This is a genomic window from Streptomyces olivoverticillatus (assembly GCF_014203555.1).
In the GTDB taxonomy this organism is placed as follows: domain Bacteria; phylum Actinomycetota; class Actinomycetes; order Streptomycetales; family Streptomycetaceae; genus Streptomyces; species Streptomyces olivoverticillatus.
The window spans coordinates 846,078-872,863 of record NZ_JACHJH010000002.1 but is presented as its reverse complement, the minus strand read 5'-3'; the positions used below and the strand labels follow the sequence as shown (position 1 = coordinate 872,863).

Annotated in this window: 26 protein-coding genes and 1 riboswitch; of the genes, 12 read left to right on the top strand and 14 right to left on the bottom strand. The window is 72.8% G+C overall.

The window, feature by feature from the left end; all coding sequences use genetic code 11:
* Positions 1-47: 47 nt before the first annotated feature.
* Positions 48-803, bottom strand: coding sequence for a methyltransferase (locus FHS39_RS09335; RefSeq protein WP_184348229.1), 756 nt, complete (start codon positions 801-803; stop codon positions 48-50).
* A gap of 119 nt (positions 804-922) precedes the next feature.
* Positions 923-1,390 carry an SAV_6107 family HEPN domain-containing protein gene (locus tag FHS39_RS09330; RefSeq protein WP_184348227.1) on the bottom strand — a complete coding sequence of 156 codons (468 nt, stop codon included), beginning with the start codon at positions 1,388-1,390 and terminating at the stop codon, positions 923-925.
* A 196-nt stretch (positions 1,391-1,586) separates the two neighbouring features.
* Between FHS39_RS09330 and FHS39_RS09325 the strand changes: the two genes are divergently transcribed.
* The 5 genes from FHS39_RS09325 (at position 1,587) to FHS39_RS09305 (ending at position 7,671) form a co-directional block, all read left to right on the top strand.
* The gene (locus FHS39_RS09325; protein WP_184348225.1) at positions 1,587-2,417 is read left to right on the top strand and encodes an ATP-binding cassette domain-containing protein; all 831 of its coding nucleotides are present in this window, start codon (positions 1,587-1,589) and stop codon (positions 2,415-2,417) included.
* Positions 2,389-4,542 carry a YhgE/Pip family protein gene (locus tag FHS39_RS09320; protein ID WP_184348223.1) on the top strand — a complete coding sequence of 718 codons (2,154 nt, stop codon included), beginning with the start codon at positions 2,389-2,391 and terminating at the stop codon, positions 4,540-4,542. Before FHS39_RS09325 ends, FHS39_RS09320 begins: the two co-directional genes overlap by 29 nt.
* 35 nt (positions 4,543-4,577) lie before the next feature.
* Positions 4,578-5,201: a TetR/AcrR family transcriptional regulator gene (locus FHS39_RS09315; protein ID WP_184348221.1), complete on the top strand. Its 624-nt coding sequence runs from the start codon at positions 4,578-4,580 to the stop codon at positions 5,199-5,201.
* Between the two features lie 305 nt (positions 5,202-5,506).
* Positions 5,507-6,106, top strand: a complete 600-nt coding sequence (locus tag FHS39_RS09310) for a DUF4126 family protein (protein WP_184348219.1) — start codon at positions 5,507-5,509, stop codon at positions 6,104-6,106.
* A gap of 35 nt (positions 6,107-6,141) precedes the next feature.
* Positions 6,142-7,671, top strand: coding sequence for a phytoene desaturase family protein (locus tag FHS39_RS09305; protein WP_184348217.1), 1,530 nt, complete (start codon positions 6,142-6,144; stop codon positions 7,669-7,671).
* 24 nt (positions 7,672-7,695) lie between these two features.
* Here the strand turns inward: FHS39_RS09305 and FHS39_RS09300 are convergent, their stop codons facing one another.
* From FHS39_RS09300 to FHS39_RS09280, 5 genes are all read right to left on the bottom strand, one after another.
* A complete protein-coding gene (locus FHS39_RS09300) occupies positions 7,696-8,646 on the bottom strand; it encodes a chromosomal replication initiator protein DnaA (RefSeq protein ID WP_184348215.1) in 951 nt (316 codons plus the stop codon).
* A 41-nt stretch (positions 8,647-8,687) separates the two neighbouring features.
* Complete coding sequence (gene metF / locus FHS39_RS09295; protein ID WP_184348214.1) at positions 8,688-9,605, bottom strand: methylenetetrahydrofolate reductase [NAD(P)H]; 918 nt, start codon at positions 9,603-9,605, stop codon at positions 8,688-8,690.
* Positions 9,606-9,727: 122 nt separating this feature from the next.
* Entirely contained in the window at positions 9,728-10,381 is a 654-nt protein-coding gene (thiE, locus tag FHS39_RS09290) for a thiamine phosphate synthase (protein WP_184348213.1), read from the bottom strand.
* A gap of 110 nt (positions 10,382-10,491) precedes the next feature.
* Complete coding sequence (locus FHS39_RS09285) at positions 10,492-10,857, bottom strand: Rv2175c family DNA-binding protein (RefSeq protein ID WP_184348212.1); 366 nt, start codon at positions 10,855-10,857, stop codon at positions 10,492-10,494.
* 91 nt (positions 10,858-10,948) lie between these two features.
* The gene (locus FHS39_RS09280) at positions 10,949-12,175 is read right to left on the bottom strand and encodes an FAD-dependent oxidoreductase (RefSeq protein WP_184348211.1); all 1,227 of its coding nucleotides are present in this window, start codon (positions 12,173-12,175) and stop codon (positions 10,949-10,951) included.
* A gap of 153 nt (positions 12,176-12,328) precedes the next feature.
* A riboswitch (TPP riboswitch) is annotated at positions 12,329-12,441 on the top strand.
* Between FHS39_RS09280 and thiO the strand changes: the two genes are divergently transcribed.
* The 5 genes from thiO (at position 12,433) to FHS39_RS09255 (ending at position 17,672) form a co-directional block, all read left to right on the top strand.
* Positions 12,433-13,647 carry a glycine oxidase ThiO gene (thiO, locus tag FHS39_RS09275; RefSeq protein ID WP_184348210.1) on the top strand — a complete coding sequence of 405 codons (1,215 nt, stop codon included), beginning with the start codon at positions 12,433-12,435 and terminating at the stop codon, positions 13,645-13,647. It overlaps the preceding riboswitch by 9 nt.
* Positions 13,644-13,868, top strand: a complete 225-nt coding sequence (gene thiS, locus FHS39_RS09270; RefSeq protein ID WP_184348209.1) for a sulfur carrier protein ThiS — start codon at positions 13,644-13,646, stop codon at positions 13,866-13,868. The genes thiO and thiS overlap by 4 nt, the downstream gene beginning before the upstream one ends.
* Before the next feature lie 9 nt (positions 13,869-13,877).
* On the top strand, positions 13,878-14,672 hold the full coding sequence (locus FHS39_RS09265) for a thiazole synthase (RefSeq protein WP_184348207.1): 795 nt from the start codon (positions 13,878-13,880) through the stop codon (positions 14,670-14,672).
* Between the two features lie 136 nt (positions 14,673-14,808).
* Positions 14,809-16,764, top strand: coding sequence for a Stk1 family PASTA domain-containing Ser/Thr kinase (pknB, locus tag FHS39_RS09260; RefSeq protein WP_184348205.1), 1,956 nt, complete (start codon positions 14,809-14,811; stop codon positions 16,762-16,764).
* Positions 16,765-16,766: 2 nt separating this feature from the next.
* The gene (locus FHS39_RS09255) at positions 16,767-17,672 is read left to right on the top strand and encodes a deoxyribonuclease IV (protein WP_184348203.1); all 906 of its coding nucleotides are present in this window, start codon (positions 16,767-16,769) and stop codon (positions 17,670-17,672) included.
* A gap of 7 nt (positions 17,673-17,679) precedes the next feature.
* Here the strand turns inward: FHS39_RS09255 and FHS39_RS09250 are convergent, their stop codons facing one another.
* The gene (locus FHS39_RS09250) at positions 17,680-18,312 is read right to left on the bottom strand and encodes a sulfite oxidase-like oxidoreductase (protein WP_184348201.1); all 633 of its coding nucleotides are present in this window, start codon (positions 18,310-18,312) and stop codon (positions 17,680-17,682) included.
* 151 nt (positions 18,313-18,463) lie between these two features.
* Here FHS39_RS09250 and bfr point away from each other — a divergent pair, with 151 nt between their 5' ends.
* On the top strand, positions 18,464-18,952 hold the full coding sequence (gene bfr / locus FHS39_RS09245; protein ID WP_184348199.1) for a bacterioferritin: 489 nt from the start codon (positions 18,464-18,466) through the stop codon (positions 18,950-18,952).
* Between the two features lie 10 nt (positions 18,953-18,962).
* On the opposite strand, the gene FHS39_RS09240 is transcribed toward bfr, so the two are convergent.
* Positions 18,963-19,220, bottom strand: a complete 258-nt coding sequence (locus FHS39_RS09240) for a (2Fe-2S)-binding protein (RefSeq protein WP_184348197.1) — start codon at positions 19,218-19,220, stop codon at positions 18,963-18,965.
* 121 nt (positions 19,221-19,341) lie between these two features.
* Complete coding sequence (locus FHS39_RS09235; protein ID WP_425507755.1) at positions 19,342-20,691, bottom strand: class II 3-deoxy-7-phosphoheptulonate synthase; 1,350 nt, start codon at positions 20,689-20,691, stop codon at positions 19,342-19,344.
* 292 nt (positions 20,692-20,983) lie between these two features.
* On the opposite strand from FHS39_RS09235, the gene FHS39_RS09230 reads away from it, so the two are divergent.
* On the top strand, positions 20,984-22,876 hold the full coding sequence (locus tag FHS39_RS09230) for an anthranilate synthase family protein (RefSeq protein ID WP_184348194.1): 1,893 nt from the start codon (positions 20,984-20,986) through the stop codon (positions 22,874-22,876).
* Positions 22,877-22,926: 50 nt separating this feature from the next.
* On the opposite strand, the gene FHS39_RS09225 is transcribed toward FHS39_RS09230, so the two are convergent.
* The 4 genes from FHS39_RS09225 to FHS39_RS09210 are packed head-to-tail and all read right to left on the bottom strand — an operon-like array spanning position 22,927 to position 26,717.
* On the bottom strand, positions 22,927-23,958 hold the full coding sequence (locus FHS39_RS09225; protein WP_184348192.1) for a 6-phosphofructokinase: 1,032 nt from the start codon (positions 23,956-23,958) through the stop codon (positions 22,927-22,929).
* Between the two features lie 46 nt (positions 23,959-24,004).
* Complete coding sequence (locus FHS39_RS09220) at positions 24,005-24,649, bottom strand: response regulator (protein WP_184348830.1); 645 nt, start codon at positions 24,647-24,649, stop codon at positions 24,005-24,007.
* 47 nt (positions 24,650-24,696) lie between these two features.
* Positions 24,697-25,920 carry a MacS family sensor histidine kinase gene (gene macS, locus FHS39_RS09215; protein WP_246470004.1) on the bottom strand — a complete coding sequence of 408 codons (1,224 nt, stop codon included), beginning with the start codon at positions 25,918-25,920 and terminating at the stop codon, positions 24,697-24,699.
* 26 nt (positions 25,921-25,946) lie between these two features.
* Positions 25,947-26,717, bottom strand: coding sequence for a lysophospholipid acyltransferase family protein (locus tag FHS39_RS09210; protein WP_184348190.1), 771 nt, complete (start codon positions 26,715-26,717; stop codon positions 25,947-25,949).
* Positions 26,718-26,786 lie beyond the last annotated feature (69 nt).

Here is a 26,786-nt window from a genome sequence, read left to right as displayed (position 1 = left end):
TACGGGGCGAAGGGCCTGATCGGGTGGCCCGTGCCCGACGCGGGAATTCAGTCGCGCTCGGCCAGGACATGCAGCTGAGTGGCCACCGAGTGGAAGGCGGGCAACTCCGCTGCCGCGGCCTCCAGGCGCAGCAGTGCGTCCATGGCGCCGGGCTCGGTGTCGACGAGGACGCCGGGCACCAAGTCGGCGAAGACGCGCACGCCGTGCACGGCGGTGACGTCGAGCCCCGCGTCGGTGACGAACGCGGACAGCTGGTCGGCGGTGAAGCGGCGGGTGAGTGGGTCACCGGCGCCCCAATGGCCCGCGGGGTCGGTGAGGACCTGGTGGGCCTCGGTGAAGTGCCCGGCCAGGGCGCGGGCGAGCACGGCACCGCCGAGGCCGGCCGCGAGCAGGCTGAGGGTGCCGGACGGGCGCAGGGCGTCGGCCGCGTTGCGCACGGACTCGGCGGGGTCGTCGACGTACTCCAGCACGCGGTGGCACAGGACGGCGTCGTAACGGCCGCGCTCGACCACGTCGAAGAGGCCGTGCGCATCGCCCTGGACGCCCTGCACGCGGTCCGCGACATCGGCCTCGGCGGCCCTGCGCTCCAGCGCGAACAGCGCATTGGGGCTGGGGTCGACGACGGTGACCCGGTGCCCGAGCTCGGCGATGGGCACCGCGAACTTGCCGGAGCCGCCACCGGTGTCGAGGACCTCCAGCACGTCCCGGCCCGCGGCCTTGGCCCTGCGGTCGAGGGCCTCTCGCAGGACCTCCCAGACCACGGTGGTACGGAGGGACGCCCGGGGGCGCAGCGGGTCGGACACGGCAGGTGGCTCCTCGGCACGGTGCCGCCGGGCGGGCGGCGGCGACGGTAACTGACGTCTGCGGCCTCCAGCCTAGTGGGCCGTGCGGCGGCGGCGCGCAACCGTCCGCGCAGGGCCCGTCAGCCCGCCCGGCCGTGCTCCGCCGCAGGCTGCCGGGGCAGCCTCGGCTGGAGGACGAGCATCCGCTCGGCCAGCCGCAGGAACGCCGCCGCGTCGCGCAGCAGGTCGTCGGCCTCGCGGGGGCTCGCGGCGGTCCGTATGCCCGCCTCCGCCCGGGCGCGACGGGCGGCGCCCGCGGCGAACAGGGCGCTCCACTCCGTCAGTTCGGGGGCGACTTCGGGCAAGAGCTCCCAGGCGCTGCGGATGCGGCGGCGGCGCCCGGGCGGCTCGGGGCGGGCGCGGGCCGCGAGCACGGCGGCCGCGGTGCGCAGGGCGGCGAGGTGGGCGGTGGCATACCGCTCGTGGGGGGCGTCCAGGGCGGCGGCTTCCAGCAGGCCGTCGTGGGCCTGGGTGAGCAGATCGAGGGCGGCGGACGGGGCCGGGGCACGGTGGGGCACACGGTGGACGTCGCTCACAGGTGCGGCCATGACGAACCTCCATCGTCGGTCCGGGCGGCCCGCCGACCAGCGGAGCCGCCGTATGCGCCCATCGTCGGGCACCCCACTGACAATCGGCCGTGACCTGCGCGAACGCCCACTGGGCCACCCCGGGTTGACGGGGCCGGGCGGGGCTGCGGCATACTTTTTGCACTGACTGGTCAGTTCAAGATCGTTGGAGGCAAGTGTGGACGGCACCCCGCACGGAGCCGCGATCACGGCGAAGGGCTTCGGCGTCCGGGGACCGCGCGGCTGGGCGTTCCACGACGTCGGCATCGACGCCGGACCCGGCTCGCTCGTCGCGGTCGAGGGCCCTTCGGGCTCCGGCCGTACCTGTCTGCTGCTCACTCTCACCGGACGTATGCGTCCCTCTGCCGGACAGGCGACGGTGGCGGGCCTGCCGCTGCCGGGGAAGATGGCGGCCGTCCGCAGAATCAGCGCGCTCGCCCACGTCCCCGGCGTCGCCGAACTCGACGCGTCCCTCACCGTCGAGGAGCACCTGCACGAACGCGCGCTGCTGCAGCGCCGGTTCGGCGGCTCCCTGCGCGGCCTGCTCCGCCCCCGCGAGCGCGCCACCGAGGCGCAGGCGGCCGCCGACGCGGCGTTGGAGTCCGCCGGGCTCGGCCTGGCCGCCCTGCCCAAGGGCGGCCGGACGCCCGTGCGCGACCTGGGCCGACTGGAGGCGCTGCGGCTCTCGGTGGCGCTCGCCCTGACCGGCGGCCCGCGGCTGATCGCGGTGGACGACACCGACCTCAAGCTCTCCGACGCCGAGCGCGAGAGCGCCTGGGCCCTGCTGCGCTCGCTCGCCGCGGCGGGCACGACGGTGCTGGCGGTGTGCAGCCAGGCGCCCGAAGACGCGGTCGTCGTCCGCACTGCCCCCGCCACCGGGAACGCGCCGAAGGCCGAACGGACCGAAGAAGCAGAAGCCGAAGAAGCGGAAAAGGCCGAAAAGGCAGCTACGGAAGACACGGCAGAGGAAGGAGCAGCGGATGCGCTCGCCGAAACTGGCCGCGCTTGAGCTCAAGCGGTTCGGCAGGGGGAGGCTGCCGCGGGCGGCCATGGTCGCGCTCCTGCTGCTGCCGCTGCTCTACGGCGCCCTCTACCTGTGGTCCTTCTGGGACCCGTACGGGCGGCTCGACAAGGTGCCCGTCGCGCTCGTCAACGCCGACGAGGGCACCACCGCGGACGGCAAGCACCTGGCGGCGGGCGACTCGATCGTCGACGGGCTGCGCGACAGCAAGTCGTTCCGGTGGCACGAGACGAGCGCCGCCGAGGCGCGCAAGGGCGTCGAGAACGGCACGTACTACCTCTCGCTGACGATTCCGGCCGACTTCAGCCGGCGGGTCGCCTCCAGTTCGGGCGCCACCCCGCAGACAGGCGCGCTCCAGGTCCGTACGAACGACGCCAACAACTACATCGTGGGGCAGATTTCCCGCACGGTCTTCTCCGAGGTCCGGGCGGCTGCCTCACGCAAGACCTCGCGCACCTTCTACGACAAGATCTTCGTCTCGTTCTCCGACCTCCATGGCAAGACCAAGGAGGCGGCCGAGGGCGCCGACAAGCTCGGCGACGGCATAGGCAAGGCGGGGAAGGGCGCCGGGGACCTCAAGAACGGGCTGGCACAGGCCAAGCGCGGCAGCGGAGACCTCGAGGACGGGGTGGACGAGCTGCACACCGGGGCGGGCACCCTGGACGGCAAGTCGCAGGAACTGGCCACCGGCGCCCGGCAGGTCGCCGACGGCACCCAGGCGCTGGCCGACAAGGTCAACGGCGTGGCGGACAAGGAAGGCGCCTTCGTCAAGGACAACGCCGACGACATCGGCCGGACCGCCCGCGCCGTGGCCAAGGAGACGAAGACGCTCCGGGAGCACCTGGACGACCTTCCGTCCGCGGCCACGACCGCGGCGCTCGCCAAGGGCAGCCGCCTGAGCGCGGACGCCCTGTCCGGCACGTACGCCACGTACTGCGAGAAGGACGGGAAGGACGGCAAGGACGGGAAGGAGCCCGCGCCCTTCTGCCCCGCGCTGAAGAAGGCCGTGTTCGCCGCCGGGCAGTCGGCCGACGGCGCCCAGCAGCTCGACACGCTCGTACAGAACAAGAACGGCGAACTGGACAAGCTGCCCGGACAGCTGGACACCCTGCACACCTACGCCGGCCGGCTCGCCGATGAGGCACCCAACCTGGCGCAGGACATCGACGGTGCGGTCAAGAAGGTCAACGCCCTCAACGACGGCGCCCAGAAGGTCGCCGACGGCGCCGGGCTGCTGCACACGGGCGCCGGGAAGCTGCACACCGGGCTCGGCACCGCCAAGGAAGGCGCCGCGCATCTCGACGGCGGCATCGAGAAGTTGCGTGACGGCGCCGACACCCTTCAGGGCGGCATCTTCAAGCTGTCCGACGGCTCCGCCAAGCTCGCCGACGGGCTGCACGACGGCGTGGCCAAGATCCCCGACTACGGCAAGCAGGACCGCGACGCCCGCACCCGGGTGATGGCCGACCCGGTCCAGCTCGCCTCGCAGTCGCTGCACAAGGCGCCCAACTACGGCACCGGCTTCGCCCCCTACTTCATCCCGCTCTCCCTCTGGGTGGGCGCGATGGTCGCCTACATGCTGATCCAGCCGCTCAACCGGCGCGCCCTGGCCGCCGGTGCCTCCGCCTGGCGGATCGCCGTGGCCGGCTGGCTGCCGGTGGTCGCGGTCGGGGTGCTGCAGGCGGGCGCGCTGCTGGCCGTACTGCACTGGGCGCTCGGCCTGCAGCTGACGCGCGCCGCGGGCACCATCGGCTTCCTGGCCCTGGTCACCGCGTGCTTCGCCGCGATCGTGCAGTGGCTGAACGCCCGCTTCGGACCGGCCGGGCGCATTCTCGTCCTCGCGCTGCTGATGCTCCAGCTGACGTCGGCAGGCGGCACGTATCCGGTGCAGACCAGCCCCGGCTTCTTCAACGCCATCCATCCCTTCCTGCCGATGAGTTACGTGGTCGAGGGGTTGCGGCACCTGATCACCGGCGGCGGCCTGGCCCCGGTGTGGCAAGCGTGCGGCGTACTGGCGGCGTTCACCGCCGGGACGCTGGCGCTGACCGCCCACGCCGCGCGCGGCAAACAGGTGTGGTCCGTGGACCGGCTGCACCCGGAGCTGAGTCTGTGAGCGCGAGCACGCCGGGTACAGGGAGAATCACCCTCATGGACAGCAGCAGTACGCGCCGTCAGAACACGCGACGGAAGCTCTTCGAGGCAGCGGTCACCCTCATCGCCGAACAGGGGTTCTCCTCCACCACAGTGGACGAGATCGCCGAGCGGGCCGGAGTGGCCAAGGGCACGGTCTACTACAACTTCGCCAGCAAGACCGTCCTCTTCGAGGAGCTGCTGCGGCACGGCATCGAGCTGCTGACCGACTCGCTGCAGCGGGCCGCGGACGAGACGGCCGAGCGCGGCGGCAGCCGGATCGACGCGCTGGACGCGATGGTCCGGGCCGGGCTGGACTTCATCAGCCGCTACCCCGCGCTCACCCAGCTCTACGTGGCCGAGCTGTGGCGCACCAACCGGGCCTGGCAGTCGACGCTGATGCAGGTGCGGCAGAAGGCGATAGCGGTGATCGAGTCCGTGCTGCACGAGGCCGTCACGACGGGCGAGCTCAGCGACGAGATCGACATCCCGCTGACGGCGTCCGCCCTGTTCGGCATGGTGCTGGTGGCGGCGCTGGACTGGCAGTCCTTCCAGCCGGAGCGGTCGATCGACGAGGTGCACTCGGCGCTGTCCCGGCTGCTCCAGGGCCGCGTCGGAGGCGACCGCAAAGACATCGGCTGACGCCGGGCGAAGCCGCTGCGCCGGTGCGGACCGATCCCCCTCGGCCCGCACCGGCGCGGCGCTCCCCCGTACCTCCCCCGGGCTCCCGTGCTCTCCCCCGCGGAGCCCCCGTACCCCCCGGCACTTGAGGGGCCGCCGGCCCGTACCGCCGCCCCGTGTCGGCGGTGCGGTCCGGCGTCCCCTTCCGTGGTCACCACTCTCCCGTCCGCGGGCTGCTCCTCCCATCCGTGCGGGTACTCATCTCGGCGTCTGAGTACGCGTACTCAGAACCGGGGCATGCCCCCGCCGCGGTTACGATCTTCCGCGTGTCAGTGCTCCCGTTGGTTTTCACAAGTGGCTGGGCGAGCGGTATCAACGCCTATGCCGTGGTCCTGCTGCTCGGCGTGCTCGGCGCGACGGGGGTCAGCGACGACGTCCCGAGCGCCCTGCAGCGCCCCGACGTGCTGATAGCCGCGGGGGTGCTGTTCCTCTGCGAGGCCGTCGCCGACAAGATCCCCTACGTCGACTCGGTCTGGGACGCGGTGCACACCGTCATCCGGCCGGTGGCCGGAGCCGTGGTGGGCGCGCTGCTGGCCGGGCAGGACGGCTCGCTCTCCCACCTGGCGGCCGGGGCCGTCGGCGGCTCGGCGGCGCTGCTGAGCCATCTGGTCAAGGCGGGCACGCGCATGGCGGTCAACACCTCGCCCGAGCCCGCCAGCAACATCGTGCTGAGCCTGGCGGAGGACCTGGGCGTCGCCGCGATCGTCGTCTTCGCGCTGTTCCATCCGGTGGCCGCTGCGCTGATCGCCGGGTCGCTGCTCGCGCTGGGCATCGCCCTGGTGGTGTTCCTGTGGAAGAAGGTCCGCGCCTTCCTTCGGCGCAGGAGGGAGCGGCGGGCGGCCGCCGTCAGCCCGTCGGGCTTCTGAACCAGGCTGTCAGTGCTGCCGGATACAGTCTCCGCATGGCACGAATTGCGGTGATCGGCGCCGGGATGGGCGCCATGGCGGCCGCCGCCCGGCTGGCCGTCGCAGGCCACCAGGTGGCGGTCTACGAGCGCGGGCGGACCCACGGCGGCGGTCTCGGGCGCTTCGCGCGCGACGGCTTCGTCTTCGACACGGGCCCGGGGCTGCTGCATCTGCCCGCCGTCTACCGCGACCTGTTCGTCAAGACCGGCAAGGAGTCCCTGGAGCAGAGCGTGGAGCTCTTCCAGGTCGACCCGGCGAGCCGGCACGTCTTCGCGGACGGCACGGACGTCTCGCTGCCCAATGCCTCGCGGGCCGGGGTCGTCGCGGCGCTCGATACCGCCGTCGGCCCGGGCGCGGGCGAGCGCTGGAGCGAGCTGGTCAACCGCGCCCGCGAGGTGTGGGACGCCACGCGCCGCCCGCTGCTGGAGGAGCCGCTGCGCGCCGAGCGCATCGAGGCCCTGGGCCGCGACCCCTATCCGGCGCCGCCCAAGCGCGGCCTCTTCCGCCGCGCCGCGCCGCGCACCCTGGAGGCCGCGGCGGCGCGCGAGTTGAAGGACCCCCGCCTGGCGGCCCTGCTGGAGAGCCACGCCCTGGCCTACGGGCTCGATCCGCGCCGCGCCCCCGCCGGCGCCGCGGTGCTGCCGTACATGGAGCAGACCTTCGGCAGTTGGTACGTGCGCGGCGGGATGCGGGGTCTCGCGGACGCGCTGTACGAGCGGTGCCTGGCGCGGAAGGTCGCGTTCTCCTTCGGCGCCGAGGTCGTGCGCATCCTGGAGAAGGACGGCCGCGCGGCGGGCGTCGAGCTCGCCGACGGCACCGTCGCGGAGGCGGATGCGGTCGTCTCCGCCGTCGACCCGGCGCTGGTGCCGGGGATGCTCGGCGGCACGGCGCCGTGGCGGGAGGGGGACATCCGGCCGCAGTCCGGGAGCCCGGCGCCGGGGCGCTTCACGGTGCTGCTGGCGCTGCGCGGCACCCGGCCCGAAGGGACCGTCCACCGCACGGTGGTGCACACCCCCGACCGGGCCGGCGAGCTGGCGGCCGTCTTCGGCGACGGCCCGGGCCTGCGCGCTCCGCACCCCCGCCCGACGGTCACCGTGCTGCGGCCCGACGATCCCGCGACCCGGCCCGACGACGGCCACGAGGCGGTGACCCTCACCGTCACCGTGGCACCGCACGGACCGGTCGACTGGGTGGACGGCACGGCCGCCGAGGAGTATGCCGACCACGTCGTGGCCATGGCGGAGGCGGCCGTACCGGGGCTGCGGCAGCGGACGCTGTGGCGCGAGGTGCGCACGCCTGCCGACACGGCGGCCGCTACCGGCGCCGAGGGCGGCGGCGTGCCCGCGCCCGTACTGGCCGGCGGCGGAGGCGCGTTCCTGCGGCCCGGCAATGCCACCCGGCTGCCGGGGCTCTATCTGGCCGGCGGCTTCGCCCACCCCGGCGGCGGGCTGGCGCACGCCGGGATGTCGGGGGCCCTGGTCGCCGGTCTCATCGTGGAGGGAGCCGACTGGCGCGGCTCGCAGTGAGCCGCGTGTAGCGGCACGGCCCGGTCAGTAGCGGTAGCGCTGCTCGTCGAAGCCCTGGCCGGGCAGTTGCTGCGGCGGGTAGGGCTGTTGCTGTCCGGGCGGGGCCGGGGGGACGTCGCCCTCGCGCTGCTGCGGCACCCAGACGCCGCCGGGCGGGGTGTCCATGTCGTACTGGGGGGAGTACGTCTCCGCGGAGTAGGCGCCCACGCCGTACTGCTGCTGCGGGTAGGGCTGCTGCTGGCCGTAGGCGTCGTACTGCTCGTAGGACTGCGGACGGTTGCCGATGTACGGGTCGGAGTACGAGGCGTACTGCCCCTGCCCGTAGTCGAATTGTTCCGCGTAGCCGCCCTGGGCCGGGGCCTGGGTGTGCTGCTGGCCGTAGGTGTCGTACGCGGCGAAGCCGTCGGCCTCCGGGCCGGTGCCCGAGACGGCCGGGAATGCGGCGGTCTGCTCGTAACTGCCGGGCGTGGCGGGCTCGCTGTCCGGCTGCTGCGGCATGCCCGGCATCTGGCCGGGGCCGCCGGCGTCGACGTCCGGCAGAGGGGCCAGGGCGTCGGGGCCGGAGGCCGGCAGGGTCATGTCGGAGACGGGCGCAGGGGCCGGGGCGCCGCCCGCGGTCTTGCGGCGGCGCCCGGCCCGCGACTTGCCGCCGCCCGCGCCGCGGCCCTTGGCCGTGTCCTTCGCGGCCTTGGGTGCGCTCTCGGACGCGCCCTCCTCGTCCTTGCGGCGGATCGCCCAGCCGCGGGAGAAGCCGCGCCGGAAGGAGAGCGTCACGAAGGTCTGCCCGACACCGAAGGCGATCGCGCCCACGATGATGACCGCCACGGACGGGATGGCCACGCCCGCGACGACCCCGAGGAAACCGGCGAAGGCCAGCAGCCGCCAGCGCAGCCGCGCCTTGTACTGCAGCAGCACCTCGCCGAGCAGCCAGAGGGCCACGACGCCGAACGCGATGTAGAGGACCGTCCAGCCCATTAACGCCCCTCTCGGTTCGGCCACCGTCCGCCGGCAGGCCGTCAGGACCGCTGGTGCAGTCCCAGATTCTCGTAGATTTCCAACGTGGCCGTGGAGTGGTTCAGGGTAATGAAGTGCAACCCGGGAATCTCCTCGCCCATCAACCGAGCGCACAGGTCCGTTGCGTACTCGATCCCGACCGAGCGTACAGCGGCCGGATCGTGCTGCACCGCGAGGATCCGCTCCGCGAGGTCCGGAGGGAAGGCCGCGTTGCTGAGCTGCGCGAATCGTTCGATCTGGCGCACATTGGTGACCGGCATGATTTCCGGAATGATCGGGGTCTGGCAACCTGCTGCCGCAACCCGGTCACGCAGCCGGAGATAGTCCTCGGGATAAAAGAACATCTGCGTGATGGCGAAGTCCGCGCCCGCCCGGCACTTGTCGACGAAGTGACGGACGTCGGTCTCCCAGTCGGAGGAGCGGGGGTGCATCTCGGGAAAGGCCGCGACGCCGACGCAGAAGTCGCCGGACTCCTTGATCAGCCGCACCAGGTCGGCGGCGTACGCCACGCCGTCGGGGTGGCGCACCCACTCGCCCATCGGGTCGCCGGGCGGGTCGCCGCGCAGGGCGAGCATGTTGCGGATGCCGACGTCGGCGTACTGGCCGATGACGTTGCGCAGCTCGGCGACGGAGTGGTTGACCGCCGTCAGGTGGGCGACGGGTGTGAGGGTGGTGTCGGTGGCGATGCGCTCGGTGGCCCGTACGGTGCCTTCACGCGAGGAGCCGCCCGCGCCGTAGGTGACCGAGACGAAGGTCGGGCCGACGGCCTCGATGCGCCGGATGGCGTCCCACAGCGTCCGCTCACCCCGCTCCGTCCTGGGGGCGGCGAACTCGAACGAATACGAGCGCTCGCCGGAGGCGAGCAGCTCACGTACGGTGCGCGCGTGGTCTGTCCTGGTGGAGGCAGTGCCAAGGGCCATACCGGCAAGTTAACCAGCGCGGTGGCGGGCCCCCAAGCTTCATTTGCGAAATGCCCTTTTCGCCCGACCGGTGTCCATCACGTGGACAACCGGCCCTTTTTCCGGCGGGGATTTCGCTTCGGCTACGCCTGGTACGCCCGTATCCGCCGGGCGAAATGCGCGGCCGCCTCACCCGGGTCGTCCGCCTCGGTGATGGCGCGCACGACGACGACGCGGCGCGCTCCCGCCTCCAGGACCTGCTCCAGATTGCCGGCGTCGATCCCGCCGATGGCGAACCAGGGCCGCTCGGGCCGGAGGGACGCGGCGTAGCGCACGAGGTCCAGGCCGGGGGCGTGGCGGCCGGGCTTGGTGGGGGTCGGCCAGCAGGGGCCGGTGCAGAAGTAGTCCACGCCGGGCTCGGCGACGGCAGCGTCCACCTCGGACTCGGCGTGGGTGGAGCGCCCGATCAGCACATCCGCACCGAGGATCGCGCGGGCCACGGGCACCGGCAGGTCGCCCTGGCCCAGGTGCAGCACGTCGGAGCCGGCTGCGTGCGCGACGTCCGCGCGGTCGTTGACGGCGAGGAGCTTGCCGTGGCGGCGGGCGGCGTCGGCGAAGACCTCAAGGTGCTCCAGCTCTTCGCCGGCCTCCATGCCCTTCTGCCGCAGCTGCACGATGTCCACGCCGCCGGCCAGGACCGCGTCCAGGAACTGCGGCAGGTCGCCCTGGCGCGTGCGGGCGTCGGTGCACAGGTAGAGCGCGGCGTCGGCGAGCTGCTCGCGCACGGTGACGGGCATCGGGTGTTCTCCCCCGGGGGGTCGGCGGTGTACGGGCGCGGGGCGGCCCCGCGCCCGTACACCGGACGGTTTTCTCAGCACGCCGCAAGGGCGTGCGCGTTACGGGCGGGTCAGACGGCGAGCGCCTGGGCGCGGCGCTTCACCTCCGTGCCGCGATTCTCGCGCAGCGCCTGTGCGGGGGTGCCGGGCAGGGTCGGGTCGGGGGTGAAGAGCCACTCCAGCATTTCCTCGTCGCTGAAGCCGTCGTCCCGCAGGAGGGTCAGGGTCCCGGCGAGGCCCTTGACCACCTTGCCCTCGCCGATGAAGTCGGCGGGCACCATGAGCACTCGGTTCTCGCCACGGCGCACGGCGATCAGCTGACCCTCCTTGATCAGCTGCCGGACGCGGGTCACCTCCACGTCGAGCATCTCTGAGATGTCGGGGAGGTTGAGCCAGGCGGGGACGAGAGCATCGGTCTTTGCGTCAATCTCGGTCACGGGACAAGCCTGCCATCCGGGACTGACAGCCGGTACCCGGGCCACCCCCGGCCGGGCCGGGAGCGGTACCGGAGGTCACTCCTGTGGACGCTCAGAGCGCCGCGGCCTTGAGCGGAACGGCGGCATCCGCGGCCAGCTCCCGGTCGATGCGGGCACCGCGCTCGATGAGCTTGCGGCCCTGCGCGAGGTCGCGCGGGCGCCCGACGGCCAGCAGCGCCACCAGCACGCCCGCGCGCAGCCAGCACACCGTCCAGGCGGCGCTGTCCGGGCTGCCCCGCCAGACGAGCTCGTCGGCGGCGGCGTGGTGCCCCGCGTACTGCACGAAGCGGCCGAACTGCTCGGACCAGAAGTACGGCACCGGGTCGTACACGGGCCCCTCGGCCGGGCCGTGGACGATGTTCTCCGCGACCGTGCGCGGCCCCTGCAGGGCGTTGTCCCAGTGGTGCACCAGCAGCCGCTCCCCGTACCGGGCGGAGGGGAAGGAGGCGCAGTCGCCGACCGCGTAGACGTCCGGCAGGGAGGTGCGCAGGCGGTCGTCGGTCGCCACGGAGCGGTCCGGGGCGAGCTCGATGCCGGAGCCGGCCAGCCAGCCGGTCGCGGGCCGCGCGCCGATGCCGACGACGATCGCGTCGGCGGGGATGCGGGTGCCGTCGTCCAGCACGACCGCGCCGGGCTCGACGGCGGCCACATGGGCGCCGGTGACCAGGTGGGCGCCGCTGTGCTCGTACCAGTCGGCCATGTGGGCGGCGACCTCGGCGGGCAGGGCGCCCGCCAGCGGCCGGTCGGCGGCCTCGACGACGGTGACCTTGCAGCCCGCTTCACGCGCGGCGGTGGCGAACTCGGCGCCGATCCAGCCCGCACCGACGGCGACGACGTCGCGCTGGCCGGCCAGCACGGGGCGCAGCCGCTCGGCGTCATCCATGGTGCGCAGCACGTGGACGCCGGGCATGCCCTCGCTGCCGGGCAGTGCGACGGGGTCGGCGCCGGTGGCGATGACCAGCACGTCGTAGGGCACGGGACCGGTGTCGGTGTCCAGGATGTGCTCGGCGGCCCGCAGCCCGGTGGCCTCGCGGTCCAGCTCCAGCGCGATGACCAGCGAGTCGAAGTCGACCTCGAAGGCCGAGCCCTCGGCCTTGCCGAGCAGGACGGCCTTGGAGAGCGGCGGCCTGTCGTAGGGGCGGTGGGGCTCGGCGCCCAGCAGCCGGATCTCGCCGTCCCAGCCCTGCTCCCGCAGTGCGACGGCGGTCTGCACCCCGGCCATGCCGGCGCCGACGATGACGACACGCCGGTCACTGGAGGTATTCGTCTGCTCGCTCACCCGATCAACTGTAGGCCGGTGGCCTGCGTGCGCCAGAGCATTCTGTGACGAGACCTCTGACACAGCGTCACGATGTTTGAAGGCCGGGCGCGCGCCCACTGGCGCCGGACGCCCTTCCGGGCCTTCGGCGGGCCGTACTAGGGTGGCTTTTCGCAACGCACTCGCGGGAGCCCGGACGCACCGGGCTGAGAGGGAGGCTGGACGGCCTCCGACCGTACGAACCTGATCCGGGTCATGCCGGCGAAGGGAGGGGCTGGATGCCCATGCACGCGCAGCACCAGCACGCGCACTTCTGCGACGTCCTCGTCATCGGCGGTGGTGTCATCGGCCTGGTCACGGCCTGGCGCGCGGCCCAGCGCGGGCTGCGCACGGCCGTCGCCGACCCGGCGCCGGGCGGCGGCGCGGCGCAGGTCGCGGCCGGGATGCTGGCCGCGGTGACGGAGCTGCACTACGGCGAGGAGGCGCTGCTCGCCCTCAATCTGGCCTCCGCCCGGCGCTATCCGGCCTTCACGGCCGAGCTGGAGGAGGCCAGCGGCGTGGACACCGGCTACCGCGCCTGCGGGACGCTCGCCGTGGCCCTCGACTCCGACGACCGGGAGCACCTGCGGGAGCTGCACGCCCTCCAGCAGCGCTGCGGCCTGGACGCGCAGTGGCTGACGGGGCGCGAATGCCGCCGTCTGGAGCCGATGCTCGCGCCGGGCGTGCGCGGCGGGCTGCGGGTGGACGGCGACCACCAGACCGACCCGCGCCGGCTGGCGCGCGCCCTGCTGACGGCCTGTGAGCGGGCCGGGGTGGTCTTCCACCGCACGGAGGCCGTCCGTCTCCTGTCGGCCGGGGACCGGGCCGCGGGCGCGGAGCTGGCCGACGGCAGCCGGGTCACGGCGGAGCAGACGGTGCTGGCCGCGGGCAGCCTCAGCGGCAGGCTGGCCGGTGTGCCCGAGGACGTGCTGCCCCCGGTCCGCCCGGTCAAGGGCCAGGTCCTGCGGCTGCGGGTGCCTTCGGCGTACCGCCCCTTCCTGTCCCGGACGGTGCGGGCGGTCGTGCGCGGCGGACACGTCTACCTGGTGCCGCGGGAGAACGGCGAGCTGGTGGTCGGCGCGACCACGGAAGAGCTGGGCTGGGACACCACCGTCACCGCGGGCGGCGTCTACGAGCTGCTGCGCGACGCCCACGAGCTCGTCCCCGGCATCACCGAGCTGCCGCTGGTCGAGACGCTGGCCGGGCTGCGCCCCGGCTCTCCCGACAACGCGCCGCTGCTGGGCCCGACCGCCCTGCCGGGGCTGCTGGCCGCCACCGGACACCACCGCAACGGCGTGCTGCTCACCCCGCTCACCGGCGACGTCATGGCCGAGGCGCTGACGACCGGACGGCTGCCCGAGGAGGCCCGCCCCTTCTCCCCCGGCCGCTTCACCCCCTCTTCCCTTGCCCCACCGGCATGGGAGGTACCCCCATTCCAGGAGCAACCCGCATGACCGGCAGCGCAGCGACGACCCACACCATCAGTCTCAACGGCGAGCCCCGCGCCATCCCGCGGGGCACCACGCTGGACGGTCTCGTCGCCACTCTCACCCATGCCCACAGCGGCGTCGCGGCCGCCGTCAACGAGGCCGTGGTGCCCCGCGGCCAGTGGCCGCTCACCGCGCTCGGCGACGGCGACCGGGTCGAGGTCCTCACCGCGGTACAGGGAGGCTGATCAGCACAGATGGCAGACGATCTGCTCACCATCGCCGACACGCCCTTCACCTCCCGGCTGATCATGGGCACGGGCGGCGCACCCAGCCTGGACGTGCTGGAGCGTGCGCTGCTGGCCTCGGGCACCGAGCTGACCACGGTGGCCATGCGCCGCCTGGACGCCTCCGTACGGGGCTCGGTGCTGTCCGTGCTCGACAAGCACAGCATCCGGGTGCTGCCGAACACGGCGGGCTGTTTCACCGCGGGCGAGGCCGTCCTCACCGCACGGCTGGCCCGCGAGGCGCTCGGCACGGACTGGGTCAAGCTGGAGGTGATCGCCGACGAGCGCACCCTGCTGCCCGACCCCATCGAGCTGCTGGACGCCGCGGAGATCCTGGTGGACGACGGCTTCACCGTGCTGCCGTACACCAACGACGATCCGGTGCTGGCGCGCAAGCTGGAGGACGTGGGCTGCGCCGCGATCATGCCGCTGGGCGCGCCGATCGGCTCGGGGCTGGGCATCCGCAATCCGCACAACTTCCAGCTGATCACCGAGCGGGCGGCCGTCCCGGTGATCCTGGACGCGGGCGCGGGCACCGCCTCGGACGCCGCGCTCGCCATGGAGCTGGGGTGCGCGGCGGTGATGCTCGCCTCCGCCGTGACACGCGCGCAGGAGCCCGTACTGATGGCCGAGGCGATGCGGCACGCCGTGGAGGCCGGGCGGCTGGCGCACCGGGCGGGCCGGATCCCGCGCCGTCACTTCGCGGAGGCATCGTCTCCGGTAGAGGGCATGGCCCGACTCGACCCGGAACGTCCCGCTTTCTAACGGTCCGCCCGCGCCCCGAAACCGCCCTCCGGCGAACGGATATGCGGGCGGACGTGTCACTGTTCGGCTGCAAGTGGGACCGCGCGGACCTGTAGGACGTACTGGCTGTCGGTCCTGGCTCGTAGACTCGTGTGCCGTGGATACGACCTTGCCGGACCCCCTTGTCGATCATCTGCTCGACGGTCGCTACCGCGTCGAGGCGCGGATCGCCGTGGGCGGCATGGCCACGGTCTACCGTGCCATGGACACCCGGCTCGACCGGGTGCTCGCCCTGAAGGTGATGCACCCCTCGCTCGCCGCCGACGAGGCCTTCGTCGAGCGGTTCATCCGCGAGGCCAAATCCGCGGCCCGGCTCGACCATCCCAACGTGGTCAGCGTCTTCGACCAGGGCACCGACGGCCACTACGTGTATCTGGCGATGGAGTACGTCGCCGGATGCACCCTCCGTGACGTGCTGCGCGAGCGCGGGGCCCTCCAGCCGCGCGCCGCCCTCGACATCGCCGAGCCCGTGCTGGCCGCGCTCGGCGCGGCGCACCGGGCGGGCCTGGTGCACCGGGACATGAAGCCGGAGAACGTCCTGATCGGCGACGACGGCCGGGTCAAGGTCGCCGACTTCGGGCTGGTGCGCGCGGTGGACACCAAGACCACCACCAGCACCGGCGCCGTGCTCGGCACCGTCTCCTATCTGGCCCCCGAGCAGCTCGCGGACGGCGCGGTCGACCCCCGGGCGGACGTCTACGCCTGCGGCGTCGTGCTCTACGAGATGCTCACCGGCAGCAAGCCGCACACTGGCGAGACCGCCGCCCAGGTGCTCTACCAGCACCTCCACGAGAACGTGCCGCCGCCCTCCGCGGCGGTCCCGGGCCTGGCCGCCGAGCTGGACGCAGCGGTCGCCTCGGCCACCGCCCGCGACCCACAGCTGCGCCCCGCCGACGCGGTGGCCCTGCTGGGCCGGGTCCGCGCGGTGCGCGCCGCCCTGACCGACGCCCAGCTGGACGCCGTGCCGCCGCGCGCCGCCGGGCAGGCGGGCCACGTCGGGTCCGAGGACCGCACGAGCGTGATCCCCCGGCCCTCCGGCGCCCAGCCGCTGCCCCCGCCCGCCGTCGACGACCCGCTGAGCCACACCACCAGGCTGGAGCATCCGGCGGCGCCTCCCGCCGGTCCGGGCCGCCCCGCGGACCGCAGTCGGCGGCCCGCGCGCCGGCTGCCCAGGCGGTGGCTGCTCTCGGCGGTCGCGGCGCTGCTGGTGCTGATCGGCGGCACGGGCGTCTGGTACATCAACTCCGGCCAGTTCACCTCCGTCCCGGCCGTGCTGGACATGACGCAGGACAAGGCCGTGGGAGAGCTGGAGAAGGCCGGGCTGCGGGTGACGACCGCGCAGGCGTTCAGCGACACCGTCGAGCGCGGCCATGTGATCTCCACCGACCCCGAGCCGGGCGAGCGCATCCGCAACACCGGCAAGGTCACGGTCACCGTCTCGCGGGGCCCGGAGAAGGCCGAGGTGCCCAACGTCGTCGGGATGACCTTCGACGACGCCAAGCGGAAGATCGAGGCCCAGGGGCTGACGGTCGGGGACGTCGGCCGGCAGTTCAGCGACGAGACGCCCAAGGGCTCCGTGCTCGCCACCGACCCCAAGCCGGGCGAGAAGCGCAGGCCCGACTCGCCGGTGGCGCTCGTCGTCAGCAAGGGCCGGCAGCTGACCGTGCCGGACGTGACGGGGCTGTCCCTGCCCGACGCCACGTCCGCGCTGCGCGACGCCGGATTCCGGATCAAGGTCTCGGACGGCCAGGTCTACTCGGACAAGCCGAAGGGCGCGGTGGCCGAGCAGTCCCCGGGCAAGGGCGCCAAGGCCGGCGAGGGCGACACCGTCACGGTCACCGTCTCCAAGGGCAAGGAGATGATCCCGGTGCCGGACGTCACCGGGAAGAGCGAGGCCGACGCCAAGCGGGCGCTGGGGGACGCGGGCTTCACCGTGAAGGTGGAGCGGCCCTTCTTCTTCCCGCAGGACTCCGTCGAGAGCCAGTCGGTGCGCGGCGGCGACCAGGCGGCCAGGGGCGACACGATCATCATTCGGCTGAAGAGCGGTTTCTGAGCATGCGGCACGAGCAGAGCGGTCCCGGGGCGGTGGATTCCCCCGGGCCCGGGCGCAATCCCGTCGGCGGGCACATCCCTGTGGCGGGCGGCCTGGCCAGGGTGGGGCTCCCGTACGCCCGGGAGATGGGCGCCGAGGCCGTCCAGGTCTTCGTCGCCAACCCGCGCGGCTGGGCCACGCCGCCGGGCGACCCGGGGCAGAGCGAGGCCTTCCGCGACGCCTGCGCGCAGCAGTCCCTCCCGGTCTACGTGCACGCCCCCTACCTGATCAACTTCGGCTCGCACACCGAGGCGACGGTGGAGCGGTCGGTGGAATCGCTGCGGCACTCGCTGCGCCGCGGCCGGGAGATCGGCGCACGCGGCGTAGTGGTGCACACCGGCTCCGCCACGGGCGGGCGGCACCGCCGCGAGGCGCTGGCGCAGGTCCACGAGCGGCTGCTGCCGCTGCTGGAGGAGCTCACCCACGACGACGACCCGGCGCTGCTGCTGGAGCCGACGGCAGGTCAAGGGGCTTCGCTGTGCTCACTGGTGGCGGACCTCGGCCCGTACTTCGAGGCGCTGGAGCGGCATCCGCGGCTCGGCATCTGCCTGGACACCTGCCACCTCTTCGCCGCGGGCCACGACCTGGCCGCGCCCGGCGGGGTGAAGCAGACGCTCGACGAGCTGGTCGACGTGGTGGGCGAGGGGCGGCTGGGGCTGATCCACGCCAACGACTCCAAGGACGTCGTCGGCGCACACAAGGACCGGCACGAGAACATCGGCTCCGGGCACATCGGGGCCGAGCCGTTCGCGGAGCTGTTCGCGCATCCGGCGACGCGCGGGGTGCCGCTGACGATCGAGACGCCCGGCGGCAAGGAGGGCCACGCGGCCGACGTGGCCCGGCTCAAGGAGCTGCGGGACCGGGGCTAGGAGCCCCCTAGAGCTCCGGTCCTTCGCCCGGCTGCTCCTGGTAGGAGTAGCGCTGTTCGCGCCAGGGGTCACCGATGTTGTGGTAGCCGCGCTCTTCCCAGAAGCCCCGCCGGTCGGCGGTCATGTACTCCACGCCCCGCACCCATTTGGGCCCCTTCCAGGCGTACAGGTGCGGCACCACCAGCCGGACCGGGAAGCCGTGCTCGGCGGTGAGGAGCTCGCCGTCCTTGTGGGTGGCGAAGATGCTCTTCTCGGCGGTGAAGTCGGCGAGCCGGAGGTTGGAGCTGAAGCCGTACTCGGCCCACACCATCACATGGGTGACCTCGGGTGCGGGCGGGGCGAGTTCGAGGATCGTACGGGCGGAGACCCCGCCCCACTCCGCGCCGAGCATGCTGTACTTCGTGACGCAGTGCAGGTCCGCCACCACGGTCGTGTACGGCAGGGCGGCGAACTCCTCGTGCGTCCAGCAGTGTTTGCCGCCGTCGGCGGTCGAGCCGAAGACGCGGAACTCCCACCGCTCCGGCCTGAACTTCGGCACCGGACCGTAGTGCGTCACCGGCCATCCGCGCTGAAGCCGCTGCCCCGGGGGCAGCTGAAGATGATCCCCTTTGCGGCTTTCGGTGTTCTTGGAGGGCCCCATGGGTCAATGGTGTCAGACCGTGAGGGGTGGTAATGACCAGGGTCCGCACAATCCGGACAACTGCCACTAAGTGTGTACTTACTGGACGGGTTCCCAGGTCGGTGCAAGGATGCGCGCAACTTGCCGGATCCGGTTGGAAGGAGCCTGCGCGATGCAGGGCGACCCCGAGGTCATCGAGTTCCTCAATGAACAGCTGACTGCCGAGCTGACCGCCATCAACCAGTACTTCCTGCATGCGAAGCTTCAGGAGCACCACGGCTGGACGAAGATCGCCTCGCATACGCGCGCCGAGTCGTTCGACGAGATGAGGCACGCGGAGGTCCTCACCGACCGGATCATCTTCCTGGAGGGGCTGCCCAACTACCAGCGCCTGTTCCACGTCCGGATCGGGCAGACGATCACCGAGATGTTCCAGGCCGACCGGCAGGTGGAGGTCGAGGCCATCGACCGGCTCAGGCGCGGCGTGGAGGTCATGCGGGCCAAGGGCGACATCACCTCGGCCAACATCTTCGAGTCGATCCTCGCCGACGAGGAGGACCACATCGACTACCTGGACACCCAGCTGGAGCTCATCGAGAAGCTCGGCGAGCCGCTCTACCTCGCTCAGTTCATCGAGCAGGAGAACGGGCAGAGCACGTGAGGCGCGCGCCCTAGGCCGCGCGGGCACCCGGAGACGGGGCCGCCAGCAGGGTCACTTCCGCGCCCAGCACGCCGGGCTCCCCCTGGTCGGCCAGCTCCCGGCGCGGGCAGGCGCCACGGCCGAGCAGTGCCTGGATGCGGCGCACACAGCCGCCGCAGTCGGTGCCGGCCTTGCAGGCGGAAGCGATCTGCCGGGGGGTGCACGCCCCCTTGTCCGCGTGGTCACGCACCTGCTGCTCGGTGATGCCGAAGCATGAGCAGACGTACACGCGGTCACCGCCTCACCGGGGTTGATCAATAAGGTAACCCTTACCTTACCCGTCCCGACCGGCGGACCACAACGCAGTGGGGCGCGGATCACGTCGATCCGCGCCCCACCGTCACGTCCTGCTACTGGTCCCGGTACATCTCCGCGACCAGGAACGCCAGGTCCAGGGACTGGCTGCGGTTGAGGCGCGGGTCGCACGCCGTCTCGTAGCGCTGGTGCAGGTCGTCGACGAAGATCTCGTCGCCGCCGCCCACGCACTCCGTGACGTCGTCGCCGGTCAGCTCCACGTGGATGCCGCCCGGGTGGGTGCCCAGGCCCTTGTGGACCTCGAAGAAGCCCTTGACCTCGTCGAGCACGTCGTCGAAGCGGCGGGTCTTGTGGCCCGAGGCCGCCTCGAAGGTGTTGCCGTGCATCGGGTCGCAGACCCAGGCCACCTGCGCACCGGAGGCGGTGACCTTCTCCACCAGCTCCGGAAGCCGGTCACGGATCTTGTCCGCGCCCATGCGGGTGATGAAGGTGAGCCGGCCGGCCTCGCGCTCGGGGTCGAGCCGCTCGATGAGGGTCAGCGCCTCCTCGGAGGAGGTCGTCGGCCCGAGCTTCACCCCGATGGGGTTGCGGATCTTCGAGGCGAACTCGATGTGCGCCCCGTCCAGCTGCCGGGTGCGCTCGCCGATCCACACCATGTGGCCCGAGACGTCGTACAGCTGCCCGGTGCGCGAGTCGACGCGGGTCAGCGCCGACTCGTAGTCGAGGACGAGCGCCTCGTGGGAGGCGTAGAACTCGACGGTCTTGAACTCCTCCGGGTCCACCCCGCAGGCGTTCATGAAGTTCATCGCGCGGTCGATCTCGCGGGCCAGCTGCTCGTAGCGCTGTCCGGAGGGCGAGGAGCGCACGAAGTCCTGGTTCCAGGCGTGCACCTGGCGCAGGTCCGCGTAGCCGCCGGTGGTGAAGGCGCGCACCAGGTTCAGCGTGGAGGCCGAGGCCTGGTACATCCGCTTGAGCCGCTGCGGGTCCGGGGTACGGGCCTCGGGCGTGAAGGCGAAGCCGTTGACGGAGTCGCCGCGGTAGGTCGGCAGGGTCACGCCGTCGCGGGTCTCGGTCGGCTTCGAGCGCGGCTTGCTGTACTGGCCGGCGATGCGGCCCACCTTCACGACCGGCACGGAGCCGGCGTAGGTCAGCACCGCACCCATCTGGAGCAGGGTCTTGAGCTTGTTGCGGATCTGGTCGGCGCCCACGGCGTCGAAGGCCTCGGCACAGTCGCCGCCCTGGAGCAGGAACGCCTCTCCACGGGCGACGGCTCCCAGACGCTGGCGCAGCTGGTCGCACTCGCCCGCAAAGACGAGAGGCGGATAGGACTCGAGCTCGGCGATCACATCGCGCAGAGCCTCTTGGTCCGGCCAGTCAGGCTGCTGCGCCGCGGGAAGGGAGCGCCAGGTGTTGCCACCGGCGTGGAGTTCAGCGTTCACGGTCACGCTCTCAACCCTACGGGGTCGAGGCGGCGTCCCCGGCGATCGACCGGAGTGTGAGACGCCGCATGAGACACCATTTCGGAAATTCCGGGACGTGGCCCGGAGGGCTCGGGTAAGGTGCCGACCGTGTACGTGCTCATGAAGCAGCAGTGGTGGTGGACCGCTCCTCCGGCGGCCCACTGATCGCGCGTACGCACCTGACGATCGCGAAGGCCGCCCCGAGGGGCGGCCTTCGGCGTCGACGGCGCCGCAGCCCACAGGCCGTTCCTCCCCCTGACGGAAGGAACACCCCGCCATGAACGTCGACACCGCCGCCCTGCTCGCGCGGCTGGCCGGCCCCGCCTGCCCGCCCTTCGCCCTGCTCCACCGCCGCACCCCGGGCCACGCCGAGGACATCGTCGAGCTGCTGCTCGGACCCGTCACCGAAGCGGACAGCCTCGCCGGGATCCCGCTGCCCGACGGTCCGCCCGCACCCGGCGGCCCGGTCCACGACGCGCTGGCCGTCGTGCCCTTCCGGCAGATCCGTGAGCGCGGCTTCGACGTCCGCGACGACGGCACCCCACTGCTCGTCCTGCGGCCCGAGGAGGCCCACGACCTGCCGCTCGCCGAGGTCATGGCTGCGCTGCCGGCCCACGACGTACGGGTGGAGGGCGGGGCCTTCGACGTGGACGACGAGGAGTACGCGCGCATCGTCGAGCGCGTCGTCGAGGACGAGATCGGCAGCGGTGAGGGGGCCAATTTCGTCATCCGGCGCACCTTCGAGGGCGAGATCCTTGGGTTCCGCGCCGCCGACGCGCTGGCCCTCTTCCGGCGGCTGCTGGCCGGCGAGCGCGGCGCCTACTGGACGTACGTGCTGCACACCCCCGGCCGCACCCTGGTCGGCGCCAGCCCTGAGGTGCACGTGCGGATGACCGGCGGCACTGTCGTGATGAACCCCATCAGCGGCACCTACCGCTACCCCGCCGAGGGGCCCACCGCCGAGGGCCTGCTCGCCTTCCTCCACGACCGCAAGGAGGTGGAGGAGCTGTCCATGGTCGTGGACGAGGAGCTCAAGATGATGTGCACGGTCGGCGACATGGGCGGCGTGGTCGTCGGCCCCCGGCTGCGCGAGATGGCCCACCTCGCGCACACCGAGTACGAGCTGCGGGGCCGCTCCTCGCTGGACGTGCGGGAGGTGCTCAGGGAGACCATGTTCGCGGCGACCGTCACCGGCTCGCCAGTGCAGAACGCCTGCCGGGTCATCGAGCGGTACGAGCCCGGCGGCCGCGGCTACTACGCGGGCGCCCTCGCCCTCATCGGCCGGGACGCGGGCGGGGCCCAGACCCTCGACTCGCCGATCCTCATCCGCACCGCCGACATCGACCGCCACGGCCGGCTGCGGGTGGCGGTCGGCGCCACGCTCGTCCGCCGCTCCGACCCCCGCGCCGAGGTCGCCGAGACCCACGCCAAGGCGGCGGGCGTGCTCTCGGCGCTGGGGGTGCGCCCGGCCGCCGTACGCCGGACGGCCGCCGCGCCCCTCCTGCTCGGCGACGATCCCCGGGTACGGGCCGCACTGGACGCCCGGCGCGCGGATCTGGCCCCTTTCTGGCTCCGGATGCAGACCCCGGACCCCGCCCCGGCGCCGAGGGGACACGCGCTGGTCGTCGACGGCGAGGACACCTTCACGGCGATGCTCGCCCACGTGCTGCACACCACGGGGCTGGCGGTGACGGTGCGCCGCTACGACGAGCCGGGGCTGCGGGAGGCCGCCCTGGCGCACGAGGGTCCCGTGGTGCTGGGGCCCGGCCCCGGCAACCCTGGCGACGCGGCCGACCCGAAGATGCGGCTGCTGCGCGGGCTGGCGGCGGACCTGCTGCGCGAGCACCGGCACGGGCTGCTGGGCGTGTGCCTGGGCCACGAGCTGATCGCGGCGGAGCTGGGGCTGGAGATCGTCCGGAAGGCGGTGCCCTGCCAGGGGGCGCAGGAGCGGATCGACTTCTTCGGGCGGGAGGAGGTCGTGGGCTTCTACAACACGTTCGCCGCGCGGGGTGAGACCGATGCCGCCGAGCTGTGCCGGGATCCCGGCACAGGGGATGTGCATGCCCTGCGGGGGCCGGGATTCGCCGGCATGCAATTCCACCCGGAGTCGGTGCTGACGCTGAACGGTTCGGCGATCGTGGCCGAGCTGCTCGCGGCGGTGCTGGTCTGAGCTCGCCCACCCACCCGCTTCCGGCGGGTGGGTGGGCCATGGCCCCGGCCTCAGCCGAAGAACACCTTCGCCTCCTCGTACAGCGCGGCCGGCACGGTCTTGAGCTGCGCCGTCGCCTCCGCCAGCGGCACCCGCACGATGTCCGTGCCCTGGAGGGCGACCATCGTCCCGAAATCCCCGTCGTCGACGGCGGCGATCGCATGCAGCCCGAACCGCGTGGCCAGCCACCGGTCGAACGCGCTGGGCGTCCCGCCGCGCTGCACGTGCCCCAGCACGATGGTGCGCGCCTCCTTGCCCGTACGGCGCTCGATCTCCTTCGCGAGCCACTCGCCGACCCCGGAGAGCCGGACGTGGCCGAAGGAGTCCTGCGCCGCGGCGTCCTTGAGGACGAGGTCGCCGTCCTTGGGCATGGCGCCTTCGGCGACCACGACGATCGGCGCGTAGCTGGCGCGAAAGCGCGAGGTGACCCAGCCGCACACCTCGTCGAGGTCGAAGCGCCGCTCGGGGACGAGGATGACGTTGGCGCCGCCGGCCAGGCCGGAGTGCAGGGCGATCCAGCCCGCGTGGCGGCCCATGACCTCCACCACCAGGACGCGCATGTGCGATTCGGCGGTGGTGTGCAGCCGGTCGATGGCCTCGGTGGCGATGTTGACGGCCGTGTCGAAGCCGAAGGTGTAGTCGGTGGCGGAGAGGTCGTTGTCGATGGTCTTGGGCACGCCGACGCAGCGGATGCCGTGCTCCTCGTGGAGGCGGGAGGCGACGCCCAGCGTGTCCTCGCCGCCGATCGCGATGAGGGCGTCCACCTCGTACTTGGCCAGACTGTCCAGGATCCGGCGGACGCCGTCCGGCTCCTTGAAGGGGTTGGTCCGCGAGGACCCGAGCACCGTGCCCCCGCGGGGCAGGATGCCGCGCACCGCGGGGATGCCGAGCTGTACCACCGCTCCGTGGAGCGGGCCGCGCCAGCCGTCCTTGAAGCCGATGAAGTCGTGACCGTGGTCCTGGACGCCCTTGCGGACGACGGCCCGGATGACCGCGTTGAGGCCGGGGCAGTCGCCGCCGCCGGTGAGCACTCCGATCCGCATGACACCTTCCCTTCGAGTACGCCGGACGCCGCCCGGCCGCGAAGGGTCAGGCGCCGTCGAGACCTCGCTCTATCGCGTAGCGCACGAGCTCCACGCGGTTGTGCAACTGGAGCTTGCCCAAGGTGTTCTGAACATGGTTCTGCACCGTGCGGTGGGAAATAACCAGCCGTTCCGCGATCTGCTTGTAGGACAGTCCCTTGGCGACGAGGCGCAGCACCTCGGTCTCGCGGTCGGTGAGGCGGGGGGTGTCCGGCTTGTCGCGGGCGGCGGGGGCCGGGTCGGCGGCCAGCCGCCGGTACTCGCCGAGGACCAGCCCGGCCAGGCCCGGGGTGAAGACGGGGTCGCCGGCCGCGGTGCGGCGCACGGCGTCCAGCAGTTCCTCGGTGCTGGCGGACTTCAGCAGGTAGCCCGTGGCGCCGGACTTCACCGCCTCCAGGACGTCGGCGTGCTCGCCGCTGGCGGAGAGCACCAGGACGCGCAGGCCGGGGCGGTCGGCGACGAGCTCCTTGCAGACGGCGACGCCGGGCAGGCCCGGCAGATTGAGGTCCAGGACGAGCACGTCGGGGACGGCGGCCTTGGCGCGGCGCACCGCCTGGGGTCCGTCCCCGGCGGTGGCCACCACGTCGAATCCGGCGCCGTCCAGGTCCCGGGCGACGGCATCGCGCCACATCGGGTGGTCGTCGACCACCATGACCCTGACCGCGCGGGCCCGCTCTTCGCCGCTGCCGTGTTCTTCGCTCACTGTCCGACCCCACTCCCCCGAGGAACCCTCAATTCGACTTCGGTGCCCTGTCCGGGCACCGACACCACGTCCGCACTGCCGCCCAGGTCCCGCAGGCGGCCGCGGATCGACAGGGCGACGCCCATGCGCCCCTCCCGCTCCGCGTCCGCGAGCCGTCCCTCGGCGATGCCCGGACCGTCGTCCCGCACGGTGACGATCACCTCGGCGGGCTCGTCCTCCAGCAGGATCCAGGCCCGCGCGCCCTCGCCCGCGTGCTGGGCGACATTGTCCAGGGCGGCGCCGACGGCCGCCGCCAGCTCCGCCGCCGCGGCGGCCTCCAGCAGGACGGGGGTGCCGGGCGCGGCGAGGGAGACGCCCGCCCCTTCGTGCGGCGTGAGCAGCGCCCGCAGGTCGCAGGGGCCTGCGGGCGGCTGGGGCGCCAGGTGGACGCTGCGGACCAGTTCGGCGTCCTCGGCGAGCTGCTCGGCGGAGCGCCGGGGCGGCAGCAGGCCGCCCGCGACCAGCGTGCGCAGCGCTATCTCCTGTTCGCCCGCCATCCGGCCGAGCTCGGCGGCCTCGCCGCCGAGGGCCGCGCCGCGGCGCTGCACCATGGCCAGCACCTGGAGCACGCTGTCGTGGATGTCCCGGGCCAGCCGCTCCCGCTCGCGGGTCGCCGCCTCGATCTGCAGGGCGCGGGCGAGCGTGCGCTCGCTGGCCCGCGCCACCTCGACGATGTAGCCGATGGCGACGCTGGAGACCCACACCAGCAGGACGTTGTGCACGGTGTCGCGGGCGAGGGCGCCGCGCTCGACGAGGTTGGCGGCGGCCACCAGCGTCGAGCCGGCCGCCGCCCACCGCCAGCCGCCCTTGATGGCCAGCCCCAGCACGGCGCCGCCCGTCCAGATGGACGGCAGGGTGGCCGCGCCTCCGGCGATGCGGGCGGGGGTGTCGACGACGGCGCTGAGCAGCACCCCGCACAGCGCGATGGCCAGGTCGGCGATCAGGAACGGGCGGGTGCAGCGCTCGGGCGCGGTGACCCGGTTCCAGGTCAGCAGCATCCACAGGGTGAGTACGCCCATGTAGAGGGCGGCTCCCGGCGGATGCGCGTACCGGTGGTAGTTCAGGAAGAACAGCCCGAGCGCGTAAGCGAGCGTGAGAATGCGGTAGCCGGTCAGGGCGCGCCACAGGGGCAGCTCCACCGACATCCGCACGGCACGCGGGCGCCTGGTGCCCTGTGTCATGCCCAACCCCTCAAGCCGGGCGCGCCTTACGCCTCCGGGTCCTGCTCCGCCTCGTCCGCCTTGCCGAGGCCTGCGGCCTTGGCCGCCTTCTCCTCCTCGGCCTTCCGCTTCGCCTCGTCCGCGATCTGGCGCTTGGCGGCGGTCGCGTAGATGTCGACGTACTCCTGGCCGGAGAGCTTCATGATCTCGTACATGACCTCGTCGGTCACCGAGCGGAGGATGAAGCGGTCGCCGTCCATGCCGTGGTAGCGGCTGAAGTCCAGCGGCTTGCCGATCCGGATGCCCGGCCGGATCATCTTCGGCAGGACCTTCCCGGGCGGCTGCACCTTCTCCGTGTCGATCATGGCGACCGGGATCACGGGGGCGCCGGTGGCCAGCGCGACCCGGGCGAGACCGCCGGGCTTGCCGCGGTAAAGGCGGCCGTCGGGGGAACGGGTGCCCTCCGGGTAGATGCCGAAGAGCTCACCGCGCTCCAGCACCTCGATGCCGCTCTTGATCGCGGCTTCGCCCGCGCCGCGCGCTCCCGAGCGGTCGACCGGGAGCTGGCCGACGCCCTTGAAGAAGGCGGCCGTCAGCTTTCCCTTGACTCCGGGGGAGGTGAAGTACTCCTGCTTCGCGATGAACGTGATCTTGCGGGTGAGCACCGCGGGCAGGAAGAAGGAGTCCGAGAACGACAGGTGGTTGCTCGCCAGGATCGCTGGCCCCTCGTCCGGGATGTTCTCCAAGCCCTCCACCCACGGCCGGAAGGCAAGCTTCAGCGACCCGCCGATGGACAGCTTCATAGCGCCGTAGAACAACCGAGAACCTCCTGTGTGTGACGAGGAGACCTTAACCTGCCTACCCGCCGTGCGGCGCTCCGCGTACGC

What these genes read in the sequence shown, in the direction of transcription:
- thiO (WP_184348210.1), top strand. Translation starts at nt 12,433, where the DNA reads ATGCCCATGCACGCGCAGCACCAGCACGCGCACTTCTGCGACGTCCTC.
- FHS39_RS09225 (WP_184348192.1), bottom strand. Translation starts at nt 23,958, where the DNA reads ATGCGGATCGGAGTGCTCACCGGCGGCGGCGACTGCCCCGGCCTCAAC.
- FHS39_RS09255 (WP_184348203.1), top strand. Translation starts at nt 16,767, where the DNA reads ATGCGGCACGAGCAGAGCGGTCCCGGGGCGGTGGATTCCCCCGGGCCC.
- FHS39_RS09300 (WP_184348215.1), bottom strand. Translation starts at nt 8,646, where the DNA reads ATGGGCTGGACGGTCCTCTACATCGCGTTCGGCGTCGTGGCCCTCTGG.
- metF (WP_184348214.1), bottom strand. Translation starts at nt 9,605, where the DNA reads ATGGCCCTTGGCACTGCCTCCACCAGGACAGACCACGCGCGCACCGTA.
- FHS39_RS09265 (WP_184348207.1), top strand. Translation starts at nt 13,878, where the DNA reads ATGGCAGACGATCTGCTCACCATCGCCGACACGCCCTTCACCTCCCGG.
- FHS39_RS09250 (WP_184348201.1), bottom strand. Translation starts at nt 18,312, where the DNA reads ATGGGGCCCTCCAAGAACACCGAAAGCCGCAAAGGGGATCATCTTCAG.
- FHS39_RS09315 (WP_184348221.1), top strand. Translation starts at nt 4,578, where the DNA reads ATGGACAGCAGCAGTACGCGCCGTCAGAACACGCGACGGAAGCTCTTC.
- FHS39_RS09320 (WP_184348223.1), top strand. Translation starts at nt 2,389, where the DNA reads ATGCGCTCGCCGAAACTGGCCGCGCTTGAGCTCAAGCGGTTCGGCAGG.
- FHS39_RS09330 (WP_184348227.1), bottom strand. Translation starts at nt 1,390, where the DNA reads ATGGCCGCACCTGTGAGCGACGTCCACCGTGTGCCCCACCGTGCCCCG.
- thiE (WP_184348213.1), bottom strand. Translation starts at nt 10,381, where the DNA reads ATGCCCGTCACCGTGCGCGAGCAGCTCGCCGACGCCGCGCTCTACCTG.
- FHS39_RS09305 (WP_184348217.1), top strand. Translation starts at nt 6,142, where the DNA reads ATGGCACGAATTGCGGTGATCGGCGCCGGGATGGGCGCCATGGCGGCC.
- FHS39_RS09230 (WP_184348194.1), top strand. Translation starts at nt 20,984, where the DNA reads ATGAACGTCGACACCGCCGCCCTGCTCGCGCGGCTGGCCGGCCCCGCC.
- bfr (WP_184348199.1), top strand. Translation starts at nt 18,464, where the DNA reads ATGCAGGGCGACCCCGAGGTCATCGAGTTCCTCAATGAACAGCTGACT.
- macS (WP_246470004.1), bottom strand. Translation starts at nt 25,920, where the DNA reads ATGACACAGGGCACCAGGCGCCCGCGTGCCGTGCGGATGTCGGTGGAG.
- FHS39_RS09220 (WP_184348830.1), bottom strand. Translation starts at nt 24,649, where the DNA reads ATGGTGGTCGACGACCACCCGATGTGGCGCGATGCCGTCGCCCGGGAC.
- thiS (WP_184348209.1), top strand. Translation starts at nt 13,644, where the DNA reads ATGACCGGCAGCGCAGCGACGACCCACACCATCAGTCTCAACGGCGAG.